The organism is Streptomyces sp. PU-14G (genome assembly GCF_041028275.1).
Taxonomy (GTDB): Bacteria; Actinomycetota; Actinomycetes; order Streptomycetales; family Streptomycetaceae; genus Streptomyces.
Window position 1 is genome coordinate 1 of record NZ_JASKYT010000250.1, and the last position, 11,865, is coordinate 11,865.

The window sequence follows — 11,865 nt, forward strand, 5'->3', positions numbered from 1 at the left end:
GCGCCGGATCGGGCCCCGCGACCACCCAGGCGAACAGGCAGCCGGCCGCCAGGAAGTGGAGGTGCAGCAGCCAGTGGCCCCAGGGCCGCGCCATGGCCGCCCCGTACAGCGGTGTGCAGTAGAGGACTGCGAGGGACCCGGTGTTCAGCAGCAGGGCCGACACCGGGTGCGTGAGCACGCGCGCCGGGCGGCTGCGCAGCACCGAGGTGAGTGCCCGCGCGCGTTTGCCCGGCAGGGTGCGCAGCAGCAGGGTGACGGGCGCTCCGAGCACCAGCAGCAGGGGCGCGTACATCCCGACCAGCAGGTGTTGCGCCATGTGGCCACGGAAGTCGCCGTGGGCCCAGCCGGCCAGTGGCGGCAGCAGGGCGACGGCCAGCAGTCCGCACCCGGACAGGAAGCCGGCGGACCGCCAGGCGCTCCACTCGCGCCGGGGGCCGCGGCGGCGTGCGCGGCGCACCAGCAGCAGGTATCCGAGCGCGGGGACGAGGGCCGCCAGGGCGGGCAGCAGCACACCGAACAGGTCTCCGCCGCCGATTGCACCGTCACCGTCACCGGGCCCGTGTCCGTGCCCGGGGTCGTGTCCGGTGCCGGGCTGGTGCGCGTGGGCGAAGGCCGCCGTGCCCGCCGGATGCGAAGGCGGCGGTGCCGTACCGTCCGTCATACGAGCCTGCCGGCCGTGTCGAGGGAGCGCCCGCTGCGCTGGACCAGAGGGCCGACGACCAGCAGCACGGCGCCCAGCACCAGGAAGCCGACGTCCCACCACAGCTGGTAGGGGCCGCCGTGAACGTGGTGGATGCCCAGGATCTGGTGGTCCAGCAGGCCCTCCACCAGGTTGAACACGCCCCATCCCGCCAGGATCCAGCCCCACAGCACCCGCGAGGTCCACACCCGGCGCCGTCCATGGGTGACCCGCGCGTACAGGAGGGCGAGACCGATCAGCACCGCGAGCCAGCACACGGTGTGGAAGATGCCGTCCCACACGGTGTTCATCTCCAGCCCTGAGACCGTGCGGGGTGAGTAGTACTTCACCCCGATGCGGTCGTCGTTGGTGCTGCTCAGCATGTGGTGCCACTGGAGGAGCTGGTGCAGCAGGATGCCGTCGACGAAACCGCCGAGCCCCACCCCCAGCACGATTCCCGGGAGCCGCAGGCTCCCCGGCTCCCTCCCGTCCCGGATTCCGCCCGTCACGGCCATCGTTCGCCTCCGCCTCAGCCTTCCGTGGCACGTCGCGCCTCACGTCACGCGGCGGCGTCGTGGCGACGGCGCGCGGCGCCGTGGCGCCGCGCGCCGGTCGCCACGGGGTTCCCGCCCTCGGCGGGGCCAGTCCCTTCCGCCGGCGGTTTCCACCGACCGGCCCAGCGTTTCTTTGGCGTCCGGCGTGGGAACAGCGGAGCGCGAGCGGTCAGCGGCATGGCCGAGCGCCGTCGGCCGCTGTCGATGCGAGCGAGGTGAGCGCAGTGCCGGAACCCGGCAGCAAGAGCTACGACAAGCACCGCGCGCGGCGCCGGAAGGACATGGAGAGGAGCGGCCACACCGACGCCCAGGAGGCGAACGAGGAGGCCAAGCGGGAGATGGAACGCGATCCGCACTGGCGGCCCTCGGGCCCGCGTACGGAGCGCGGCCGTGGGCCCAAGGGCGAGCGGCCCGGAAACGAGTGAACCGACCACGACGAGTCGCCGGGCGCGAGGCCGCTCGCCGCTGGCGGAGAGGCCGCCTGCGAGTGGGCCGTGTGCGGCGGGACGGCAGGTGGTCCGTCCCGCCCCGGCCCTATGCCGGCTCGGGCAGCGCGTGTCCCGTGGTGGCGTCGACGTGGGCGGGCACCTCGTCGTGCCGGTCGCCGACCGACGAGGTGCCCGTCGGCTCGAACAGCAGGATCGCGGCGCCCTCGGGCGCGCTGGGCTTGTGTTCGGTGCCCCGGGGCACGGTGAAGACGGCCCCGGTGGGCAGGGTGACCGTCCGCTCACCGCCATCCTCGCGCAGCGCGATGCGCAGTTCGCCGTCCAGGACGAGGAAGAACTCGTCCGTGTCCTCGTGGACGTGCCAGACGTGGTCGCCCTTCACCTTGGCGACGCGGGCGTCGTAGTCGTTGACGCGGGTGACGATGCGGGGGCTCCACAGTGCGTCGAAGGAGGACAGTGCCTGGGCCAGCGTGATCGGTTCGTTGCTCATGGGGATCATCCTGGGCCGTGACGGACGCGCCCCGCGAGTGCTAGAAAACGCATATGGCGCAAGAATCCTCGCAGGCTGCCGGGGCGGGTCTCCACCGTGTCGTCGTGCTCGTCGACGAGAACTCCAACCCGTTCGAGCTCGGCTGTGCGACGGAGGTCTTCGGGCTGCGCAGGCCCGAGATCGGCCGGGACCTGTACGCGTTCACCCTCTGTTCTCCCGAGCCGCGCACGGTGCTGCGGGACGGGTTCTTCACGCTCACCGGCGTCGCGGACCTGACGGCGGCCGAGCGCGCGGACACGCTGATCGTCCCCAACCGGCCCGACATCGAGACCCCGCGCCGCCCCGCCGTGCTGGAGGCCATCCGCCGCGCCCACGCGCGCGGCGCCCGCCTCTTGGGATTCTGCAGCGGCGCCTTCACCCTCGCCGAGGCGGGGGTCCTGGCGGGGCGCCGGGCGACGGCCCACTGGCAGTGGGCCGACCGGTTCCGTGCCCGGTTCCCCGATGTACGGCTCGAACCCGACGTGCTGTTCGTCGACGACGGCGACATCCTCACCGCCGCGGGCAGCGCCGCCGCGCTCGACCTGGGGTTGTACGTGGTGCACCGGGACCACGGCGCCGAGGTGGCCAACGCGGTCAGCAGGCGCCTGGTCTTCGCGGCGCACCGGGACGGCGGGCAGCGGCAGTTCGTGGAGCGGCCACTGCCGCCCGTCCCCCAGGAGTCGCTGGCTCCGCTGCTGGCCTGGGCCACTCAGCGGCTGGCCGAGCCGCTCACGGTCGCTGATCTCGCCTCCCGTGCCGCGGTGAGTCAGGCCACGCTCCACCGCAGGTTCCGGGCCCAGCTGGGCACCACGCCGCTGGCCTGGCTGACCGGCGAACGCGTCACGCTGGCCTGCCGGCTGATCGAGCGCGGTGAGGAGCGGCTGGACGTCGTCGCCCGCGACAGCGGCCTGGGGACGGCAGCCAACCTCCGCGCCCGGCTGCGCCGCGAGACGGGGCTGAGCCCGACGGCGTACCGCCAGCGCTTCGGGCGCGTCGAGCTGCCCGACCCCGACCCCGACCCCGCGCCCGCAGGTCCGCGGACCGGGGCGGCCCCGGCCCCGGCCCCGTAGCGGCGGCGCGAGCGCCGCGGACGACCCGCCAAGGCCGCAGGGCCACGGACGTCCGCGCCGGCAGCACGCGCCAGCGCCCGTGTCGGCAGTACGCGCGGGCGCCCGGTGCCCGGGCGGTGGCGCTCAGCCGGTCAGCAGGCCCGAGGTGTCGATGACCTGGCGGATGGCGGTGCCGTCTGCGAGGGATTCGAGCGCCTGGTTGACCTCGGGCGTGGTCAGCCGCAGGGTGCCGCTGTGCATCTCCTCGACGGGCATGAGCCCGGCCCGCCACAGGGCGAGGAAGCGCGGGATGTCGCGGCGCGGCACGGCGTCGCCCATGTACGAGCCGACCAGCGACTTCCCCTCGCCCGCGAAGGCCAGCGCGGGCACGGTGTCCAAAGTGCGGTCGGGGGCGGGCAGACCGACGCAGACGACGGTTCCGCCCCGGCCCACGGCCCGCAGGCACGCCGCCGTCACCGCGGCCGAGCCGACCGCCTCGAAGGCGTACGCGGCGCCGCCGCCGGTCAGCTCCCGCACGCTCTCCTCCGCCTCCTCGGGAGGGCAGGCGTGGGTGGCGCCGAGCCGCAGCGCCAGCTCGCGTTTGGCCGCCACCGGGTCAACGGCGACGATCGGCCCCGCGCCCGCCGCCCGGGCCCCCAGCACCGCGGAGAGGCCGACCCCGCCGAGCCCGTACACCACGGCGGACTGTCCGGCGCGCAGCCCGGCGGTGTTGAGGACGGCGCCGGCACCGGTGAGCACCGCGCAGCCGAACAGCGAGGCGACGGAGAAGGGGACGTCCGCGGGGATCGGCACCAGCGACTCCTGCGCCACCACCGCGTACTCGGCGAACGCGGACACCCCCAGCTGGTGGTTGACCGCGCGCCCCGCCGCGTCGCGCAGCAGCGAGGGCCCGTGCAGCAGGCCGCCCGAGCCGTTCGCGGCGGCGGCTGCCGGGCACAGCGCCGGGCGGCCCTCGGCGCAGCGCTCACAGAAACCGCAGCTGGGCACGAACACGAGCGCGACGTGGTCGCCGGCGGCCACCCGCGCCACACCCGGCCCCGTCTCCTGGACGATCCCCACCGCCTCGTGGCCCAGCGCCATCGGCAGCGGACGCACCCGGTCGCCGTTGACCACCGACAGGTCCGAGTGGCACAGGCTGGCGGCGGCGATCCGCACCAACGCCTCGCCCTCGCGCGGCGCCCCCAGCTCCAGCTCCTCCACCTCGACCGGGCGCGACCGCGCGTACGGCCGCGCCTGCGAGACCGCCCGCAGGACGACGGCCGCCGTCCTCACGCGGCCACCTCCTCGCGGGGCGCGAGCCGCACCACGTCGCGCGACTCCAGCAGCGGCACCACGGACTCCAGCACCAGGCGTGCGAAGTGGTCGCTCGCGCAGTGCGCGGCGAAGTCGGCCTCGGTGCCGTACTCCTCGTACAGCACCACCGTGCGCGGGTCCTCGGTGCCCTGGTGCACCCGGTAGAGCCGGTTGCCGGGCTCCTGGCGGGAGGCGGCGGCCATCCGGTCCAGCAGGGCGAGAACCTCCTGTTCATGTCCCGGCAAGACGCGGTAGCGGGCGACGACGACGAAACTCATCAGGGCATCAGCTCTCTTCGGAAGGCGGCAGGGCGTCTCTGGTCAGGTGCCACAGCCTCGGGTCGGAGGTGGCGGCGGCCACCGCGCCCAGGTCGAGTGCGGCCCGTACGTCCTGCGGGGACTGCACGAACCCGGCCGCCACGTGCGGTGTCATGGCGCGCAGCGCCTCGGGTGACATGCGCGCGACGATCGGCGCGGGCATGACCTCCACCAGGTCCGGCAGGCCGCGGGCCACGGCGTCCACGCTGCGGTTGAGGTTGGAGCGGTCGGTGACGAACACCTTCTGCATGGTCAGCAGCCCCAGCGGGCGGCCCTTCTCGACCAGCGAGAGCCGGGTGCTGACCACGCCCGCCGCGCCCATGTGGGTGAGGAACTCCAGCGCCCCCCGGTCCTGGGCGAGCCCGGGGGAGGAGTCGACGTTGACGAAGACGGTCTTGCCCGCACGGCCCAGCGCCGGAACCACCTGCGGCAGCTTGCCCACCGGGACCGAGGCGAGGATGCACACGGAGGCGGGCGCGGTCAGGAAGTCCTTCAGATGCTGGGCGCCGACGACCGACGCGACGAGCGGTACGCGTGCGAACGCGGCGGACAATCTGCGGTCGAGCCTGGCGGCGCTGGGCCGGGGGTGCGGGGTCATGACCTGCCTTGTCTCGTCAGCTCAGCGGGGAGGTCCCGAAGCGGCTGGGAAGGCCCAGCTTGCCAGGGTTGAGAATCCCGTTCGGATCCAGCGCCTCCTTCACGGCAGCGAACGTCGCGAAGCCGGCACCCAGCGCCTGCGGCAGGTAGGGGCCGCGCAGCAGCCCGCAGCCGTGGTGGTGGCTGAGCGCGGCTCCGTGCCGGACCAGCACCGCGTTGGCCGCGTCCCACACCGCCCTGTACCAGGTGCGGCGCTCGGCGGGATCGACGTCACCGCGCAGCGAGAAGTAGACGCAGGCGCCGTCGGTGTAGGCGTGCGACTGGTGCGCGGAGGCGGCCAGGGTGCCGGGGACCGACTCGATGGCGGCCACCACCTCGTCGTAGAGGACCGGCAGGTCCTTCCAGGAGGCGGCCATCTCCAGGGTGTCGGCGACGAATCCCGGTGATGCCTTGAAGCCGTCGGAGGACTTGCCGACCAGCATCCGCTCGTCCAGCCAGCGCGCGAACACGGCCTCGCTGTCCAGCTCGGGCCCGTACTCCGCGCACACCTCGCGGCTGACCGCCAGTGCCGCGTCCACCAGCGCCGGGTCGCCCTCGTCGGCGACGAGCAGCAGGTTGGTGTCGGGGTGGTCGAAGTGGACGCCGCTCTCCAGCCGGTCGTAGAGCCGCAGCACGGCCGGGGTCGCGCCGCGCTGGAGGATGCGGCGGCAGGCTTCCAGGCCCTGCGCGAACGTCTCGAAGCCGAAGGCCAGCGCCTTGGCGTACTCGGGCAGCGGGTGGACCCGCAGCCGGACGGCGACGATGACGCCCAGCGTGCCCTCGGAGCCGACGAACAGCTGGCGCAGGTCGGGTCCTGTGGCGGCGCGCGCGTAGTCGCCGTAGGTGGCGCGGGTGCCGTCCGCGTGGACGACGTCCACGCCCACCACCATGTCCTCGATCTTGCCGTAGCGGGTGGACAGCTGCCCCGCGCCCCGGCAGGCGACCCAGCCGCCGACGGTCGACAGGGCGAAGGCCGACGGCCAGTGACCGGTCGTCACCCCGTAGGTCTCCTGGAGCTCCTTCTCCAGCAGGTCACCGAACACGCCCGCCTCGACGTCGACGACGTGCGACTCGGCATCGAAGGAGAGGATCGCATCGAGCCCGCACAGGTCCAGCACGACGCCGCCGAAGACCGGCAGCGCGGCCCCCGTGACGTTGCTGCGGCCCGCCGAGGCGGTCACCGGGATGCCCGCCTCGTCGCAGATCCGCAGCACGGCCGCGACCTCGTCGGCGTCGGCGGCCTCCACGACCACCGCGTCGGGGGTGGCCGGACGGCCCTCCGTCTCGCCGATCATGGAGCCCGCCCACCAGTCCCGGGTGCGGGTCACCACCTCCTCGCGCGAGGTGTGCACCGCCTTGGCCGCCCCGCGCAACCGCTCCACGACGGCGTCCGGCACCTCGACCGGGTCGCTCTGCAGCGCGGCCTCGCCGTCGCCGATCGGGGTGCGCCGCGCCCAGGCGGAGGGGCTGGGGGCGCCGACGGTGTAGCGGCCCCGGTTGAAGGGGTGGGTGACGGTCTGACGGCTGATCATGCTGCGGCTCCTTCGGCGTCCCCGAACAGGACGGCCTTCTCGTGGCGGATGGAAGTCAGATAGTCCGAGACCTGGCGCTGGACCTGTTCTCGGCTCAGGCCCAGTTCGCGGCCCAGCAGGGCACCCACCTCGGGTGCCGCCTCGGCGGAGGCATCCCGCGCGAACAGCCGGGCGCGCAGCCGCCGGGTCAGCACGTCGTCCACCGAGCGGGCCAGCTCGGCGCGGGCCGCGTAGACGACCTCGGCGCGGGTGTAGGGCAGTCCGGCCACGACCGGCTCGGCCAGCGACACGTCCTCGGCGATCAGGTCGTGCACGAACCGGGCCTCGGTGCCGTACCGCTCGCCCAGGTGCGCGGCCAGCCCGCCGGAGGCGGCCACCGCCTCAGCGTCGTACCCGGCACCGCCCAGCAGCGGCAGTTGCGCGGTGCGGGACCTGGTCCGCTTGCGGCCGAGTACCGCGGCGACCTTGTCGATCACCAGCTCGCCCATGTGCCGGCTCGTGGTCAGCTTGCCGCCGGTCACGGTCACCATGCCCGTCGGCCCCACGGTGATGTGGTGGTCGCGGGACATGTCGAGGGTCGCGCCCTCCTTGCCGCCGACCAGCGGGCGCAGCCCGCCGATGGAGCCGATGACGTCGTCGGGGGTCAGCTTCGCGTCGAACGCCGTGCGGGCGCCCTGGAGCAGGAACTCCATCTCCTCGCGGGTGCAGTGCACGTCGTCCGGAGAGCCCCGGTAGTCGTTGTCGGTGGTGCCCAGGACGACGGTGTCCCCCCACCGGGTGCAGGTGGCGCGGCGGGCCCTGCCGGGGATCGGCACGGTGACCGTGCAGTCGATCCGCAGTTTGTGCCAGGGCACCACGATGTGCACGCCCTTGGCGGGGCGTACCTGGTCGCTGTGGCGGGCGTCGGCCATCGCGTCGAGGCGGTCGGTCCACACGCCGGTCGCGTTGACGACCGCGCGGGAGCGGATCTCCACCTCCTGCCCGTCGAGGGTCGCCCTCGCGCCGCACGCACGGCCGCCGCTGGTCAGCAGGGCGTCCACGCGGGCGCCGTTGAGCACGGTGGCGCCCAGCGCGGCGGCCGTACGGGCCACGGTGAGGGTGAGGCGGGCGTCGTCGGCGCGGCCGTCGAAGTACATCAGCCCGCCCTTGAGGCTCTCGGCGCGCAGCGTCGGGGCGTGCGCCAGCACCTGGTCGACGGACAGGCGCTGGTGCAGCTTGCCGATGCGCCAGCCGCCCACCAGGTCGTACGTCCACAGCAGGCCCTCGAACCCCTTGGCCAGCCGCGCGTCGAAGACGCCCTCCTTCTCCAGGATCGGGAAGAGGAACGGCAGCCGGTGCACCAGGTGCGGGGCGTTGCGGCGGAAGCGGTGCCGCTCCAGCAGCGAGTGGCGGACCAGGTTGACGTTGCCCTGTTCGATGTAGCGCAGACCGCCGTGCACCATCTTCGAGGACTTCGAGGAGGTGCCGGAGGCGAAGTCGTCCCGCTCCACCAGCGCGGTGCGCAGCCCGCGCGAGACCGCGTCCAGCGCGGCGTACGCGCCGGTGATGCCGCCTCCGACGACGAGCACGTCGAACTGTTCGTCCGCCAGCTGCCGGATGGCCGGCTCCCGCTCGAGCAGCAGCGCCGAGTGGCGCGTCGCCCGTGCCGAGCGGCCCGGCCTGCGGGCAGGCATGGTGATCACAATCAACTCCAGGTAGTGCGTACGGCGGCTGGTCGGCCGCCGCCTGTCGTGCGCCGCGCACCGAGGGGTGCGCACAGCGCGAAGTGGTGAAGGGTCGGCGAGGAGCGGGCTGAGCGGCGGACCGGAGCGGCCCGGACGGATCAGCGGGTACTCCGCGCAGCGGCGAGAGTCAGTGCGCAGCGGCGAGAGTCAGTGCGCGGCAGCGGAGGGGCGGTTGCCCAGGTGCGCCGCCGCCACCTCGCGCCACTCGGCGCGCCGCTCCCCGCGCACCCGCGCGTCGGCCGCCGGCTCGAAGAGACGCCCCGCGGGCTGCGCCTCGACGACCTCCTCCAGCGAGGACCACAGCCCGGCGCCCAGCCCGGCCAGGTACGCGCTGCCGCGCAGGCTCGCGGTGGCCGAGTCGGCGACCCGCTCCAGCGGCATGCCGAGCAGATCGGCCTGGATGCGCAGCAGCGGATCGCTGCCCGCCACCCCGCCGCCGACCCGCAGCCGCTTGAACGGGGCGCCCATGGTCTCGGCCACGCCGTCGACCAGGTCGCACACCGTGTGCGCGAGCCCCTCCAGCACCGCGCGGGCGATGTCGGCCCTGCCCGTGGCCAGGCTCAGCCCGCTCAGCGCACCCGTCGCCGCGGGCCGCCACACCGGCACCCGCACCCCCGCGAGCGCCGGGAAGAACCGCGGCCCGTCCGGGAGGTGTTCCGCGGTCGCGGCCAACTCCCCGATCTGCTGCGGCGTCTCGAACAGACCCAGGTCGTCGCAGAGCCAGCGCAGCGCCGAGCCGACGGTGGAGGCGTAGGCCTCCAGGCTGAAGAGGGTCCGCTCGCCCTGCCGCCAGCCCGGCTGCGCGAGCACCCCGGCGATGTCGGGCCTGGGCGCGGCAGGGTCGGTGCCGGTGGCCACGTCCACGAACGCGCCGGTGCCGTAGACGCACATGCCGAGACCGGCCTCCAGGCCGCCCAGCGCCAGCAGCGCGGCGTGCTGGTCGCCCATGGAGGCGGCGAGCGGAACGCTGACGCCGAGCGTGTCGGCGTCCGTCCACCCCAGTTCCGCGTCGTCGGCGCACAGGTCGGGCAGCAGGTCGGCGGGGAAGCCGAGGTGGGTGATCCACTCGGTGTCCCAGGCGTGCTCGCGCAGCAGGTAGCCGCCGGTCGAGCCCGCGTTGGAGGCGGTCGTCGCGTGGGTGGCGCCCCGCGTCAGCTGCCAGATCAGCCAGCTGTCGACGGTGCCGAAGAGCAGCCGGCCCTCCCGGTGGGCCGCCGCGACCTCGGGCCGCTCGGCGATCTGCCGGGCCGCCCACAGGAAGGGCGACCGCGAGCCGACGGGCCGGCCCGTACGGGCCAGCAGCACCGGGTCCCACGCGGCCTCGTACGCCAGCAGGTCGTGCGCGTAGCGGCGGTCCTGCCACACCACGGCGGGCAGCAGCGGCAGCCCCGTCACGCGGTCCCACAGGATCGCGGTGGCCCGCTGGGTGGTCAGCGCGACGGCCGTCACCTCGGTGCCGTCCGCGGCGGCCAGCGCCTGCCGGCACACCTCCAGCGTCGCCCGCCAGATCTCCATGGGGTCCTGCTCGACGCTCAGCGGGTCGGGGTGGCTGACCTGGACGGGGCGGTAGAAGACCTGTCCGACGGTGCCGTCGTCGAGGACGAGTCCGGCCCGGGTTCCCGTGGTGCCCTCGTCGATGGCGAGCACCCCGCGGCGCGGGCGCCCGGCGCTCTGGGCGTGCGGCGTCACGGCTGCCCCTCCCCGGCGCCGACCGGCCGCGGTGCGGGCCCCGGGGCCGCCGCGGCCGTCGCGGCCACCTCGTCGGGGGAGGCCGCTGCCTGGATCGGGTCCCACTTGACGGCCAGGCACGTGAGCATGCCCAGCAGCGGGACGACGGACAGCACCAGGAAGGTGGTGCCCAGGCCCAGGCTCTCCTTGATCTGCGGGAAGACGTACAGCCCGATGACCGAGCCGAAGCTGCCGACCATGCCCGTCACCCCGGTCCCCAGGGCGCGGACGTCGCTGGTGTAGGACAGCGCGGCGATGGACTTGCCGTTGGCGCCAGGGCCGGCCGAGTGGCACAGGATGAACAGGACCGGCAGGCAGAACGCCACCGCCAGCGGCGCCTTGCCGAAGGTCAGGCCCATCACCACCAGCGCCACGAAGACGCCGCCGAACCCCCATGCCGAGCTCATCCGCAGCCCCAGCCTGCGGCCGAAGAAGGCGGAGGCCAGGCCGCCCGCGATGCCGACGGCGTTGAAGACCATCGAGCCGATGGTCGCCTTCTCGAAGCTCTCGCCGAAGATCGTCAGGCTGATGACGGGCAGGTACCAGCCCACCGCGAAGTACTGGAGTCCCTGGCCCAGCGAGATGACCGACGACAGCAGCGTGCGGGGCAGGTAGGCGCCCTTGAACAGCACGCCGGCGTCGCGGAACCCCACGGCGGGCGGTCCGGAGGCCGGATCTCCGCCCGTGGCGCGCGGCGCGTCGGCGGCGACCGCCTCGATGCCGTACATGCGGCGCAGATTGCGCACCGCCTCCGCCAGCCGCCCCTTGCTGGCCAGCCAGGCCGGGGACTCCACCAGGAACAGCCACTGGAGGACGAGGAGCACGGCGGCGATGACCCCGGCGGAACCCAGCGACCAGCGCCAGATGTCCTGGCCGACGTCCAGGTGGTAGAAGCCGAGCGCGAGAGCGAGGTTGCCCGTCGTGGCGACGTACCAGACGGCCTGCCACAGGTTGAGGCGCCCGCTGCTGGCCTTGGGGGTGTACTCGGCGAGCAGCGCCATCGCGACAGCGAAGTCCACGCCGTAGGCGACACCGACCAGGACACGGCCCAGCCACACCGTCGAGAAGTCGCCGGAGAAGGCCGCCAGCAGGGCGCCCGCCACCGCGAACACCTTCGCGATCAGCAGCGGTGGTACCCGGCCGACGCGGCTGGCCAGCCAGCCGCCGACGGGGTTGAAGATGATCGCGAGGAACGGTGCCGTCGCCGTCAGCACGGAGATCTGGGTGCTGGACAGGTGCATCTGGTCCGTCATGGGACCGAGGCCCGCGCTCAGCGCCGCGTTGGCGTACGCGTCGAGGAACAGGCCGCCGAAGGCGAGATACCAGGACAGCCGCGCGCGYCSMCGGGCTCAAAAAC

12 protein-coding genes are annotated in these 11,865 nt (G+C 74.1%); 2 read left to right on the forward strand and 10 right to left on the reverse strand.

Going from position 1 to position 11,865, the window contains the following annotated elements:
* Positions 1 to 661 (reverse strand): cytochrome c oxidase assembly protein (locus AB8Z75_RS24485; protein WP_369205495.1); only part of this gene is annotated, 661 nt, incomplete at its 3' end.
* Entirely contained in the window at positions 658 to 1,194 is a 537-nt protein-coding gene (locus AB8Z75_RS24490; protein ID WP_369205497.1) for a DUF2243 domain-containing protein, read from the reverse strand. The genes AB8Z75_RS24490 and AB8Z75_RS24485, both read right to left, overlap by 4 nt.
* A gap of 263 nt (positions 1,195 to 1,457) precedes the next feature.
* Here AB8Z75_RS24490 and AB8Z75_RS24495 point away from each other — a divergent pair, with 263 nt between their 5' ends.
* Entirely contained in the window at positions 1,458 to 1,658 is a 201-nt protein-coding gene (locus tag AB8Z75_RS24495; protein WP_369205499.1) for a hypothetical protein, read from the forward strand.
* A 109-nt stretch (positions 1,659 to 1,767) separates the two neighbouring features.
* Here the strand turns inward: AB8Z75_RS24495 and AB8Z75_RS24500 are convergent, their stop codons facing one another.
* The gene (locus AB8Z75_RS24500; RefSeq protein ID WP_369205501.1) at positions 1,768 to 2,169 is read right to left on the reverse strand and encodes a cupin domain-containing protein; all 402 of its coding nucleotides are present in this window, start codon (positions 2,167 to 2,169) and stop codon (positions 1,768 to 1,770) included.
* Between the two features lie 53 nt (positions 2,170 to 2,222).
* Between AB8Z75_RS24500 and AB8Z75_RS24505 the strand changes: the two genes are divergently transcribed.
* Entirely contained in the window at positions 2,223 to 3,278 is a 1,056-nt protein-coding gene (locus AB8Z75_RS24505; RefSeq protein WP_369205503.1) for a helix-turn-helix domain-containing protein, read from the forward strand.
* A gap of 123 nt (positions 3,279 to 3,401) precedes the next feature.
* On the opposite strand, the gene AB8Z75_RS24510 is transcribed toward AB8Z75_RS24505, so the two are convergent.
* The 7 genes from AB8Z75_RS24510 to AB8Z75_RS24540 form a co-directional block, all read right to left on the reverse strand.
* Complete coding sequence (locus tag AB8Z75_RS24510; protein WP_369205505.1) at positions 3,402 to 4,550, reverse strand: zinc-binding dehydrogenase; 1,149 nt, start codon at positions 4,548 to 4,550, stop codon at positions 3,402 to 3,404.
* A complete protein-coding gene (locus tag AB8Z75_RS24515) occupies positions 4,547 to 4,849 on the reverse strand; it encodes a putative quinol monooxygenase (protein ID WP_369205507.1) in 303 nt (100 codons plus the stop codon). The genes AB8Z75_RS24510 and AB8Z75_RS24515 overlap by 4 nt, the downstream gene beginning before the upstream one ends.
* 7 nt (positions 4,850 to 4,856) lie before the next feature.
* A complete protein-coding gene (locus tag AB8Z75_RS24520) occupies positions 4,857 to 5,486 on the reverse strand; it encodes a glycerol-3-phosphate responsive antiterminator (RefSeq protein ID WP_369205509.1) in 630 nt (209 codons plus the stop codon).
* A 16-nt stretch (positions 5,487 to 5,502) separates the two neighbouring features.
* A complete protein-coding gene (locus AB8Z75_RS24525; RefSeq protein WP_369205511.1) occupies positions 5,503 to 7,056 on the reverse strand; it encodes an FAD-binding oxidoreductase in 1,554 nt (517 codons plus the stop codon).
* Entirely contained in the window at positions 7,053 to 8,738 is a 1,686-nt protein-coding gene (locus AB8Z75_RS24530; RefSeq protein ID WP_369205515.1) for an FAD-dependent oxidoreductase, read from the reverse strand. Before AB8Z75_RS24530 ends, AB8Z75_RS24525 begins: the two co-directional genes overlap by 4 nt.
* 189 nt (positions 8,739 to 8,927) lie before the next feature.
* Positions 8,928 to 10,469, reverse strand: coding sequence for an FGGY family carbohydrate kinase (locus AB8Z75_RS24535; RefSeq protein ID WP_369205513.1), 1,542 nt, complete (start codon positions 10,467 to 10,469; stop codon positions 8,928 to 8,930).
* Positions 10,466 to 11,839, reverse strand: coding sequence for an MFS transporter (locus AB8Z75_RS24540; protein ID WP_369205517.1), 1,374 nt, complete (start codon positions 11,837 to 11,839; stop codon positions 10,466 to 10,468). The genes AB8Z75_RS24535 and AB8Z75_RS24540 overlap by 4 nt, the downstream gene beginning before the upstream one ends.
* Between the last annotated feature and the right edge of the window lie 26 nt (positions 11,840 to 11,865).

Excerpts from the sequence above, each read along its gene's own strand:
- AB8Z75_RS24490 (WP_369205497.1), bottom strand. The coding sequence starts at position 1,194 with ATGGCCGTGACGGGCGGAATCCGGGACGGGAGGGAGCCGGGGAGCCTG.
- AB8Z75_RS24500 (WP_369205501.1), bottom strand. The coding sequence starts at position 2,169 with ATGAGCAACGAACCGATCACGCTGGCCCAGGCACTGTCCTCCTTCGAC.
- AB8Z75_RS24505 (WP_369205503.1), top strand. The coding sequence starts at position 2,223 with ATGGCGCAAGAATCCTCGCAGGCTGCCGGGGCGGGTCTCCACCGTGTC.
- AB8Z75_RS24515 (WP_369205507.1), bottom strand. The coding sequence starts at position 4,849 with ATGAGTTTCGTCGTCGTCGCCCGCTACCGCGTCTTGCCGGGACATGAA.
- AB8Z75_RS24520 (WP_369205509.1), bottom strand. The coding sequence starts at position 5,486 with ATGACCCCGCACCCCCGGCCCAGCGCCGCCAGGCTCGACCGCAGATTG.
- AB8Z75_RS24525 (WP_369205511.1), bottom strand. The coding sequence starts at position 7,056 with ATGATCAGCCGTCAGACCGTCACCCACCCCTTCAACCGGGGCCGCTAC.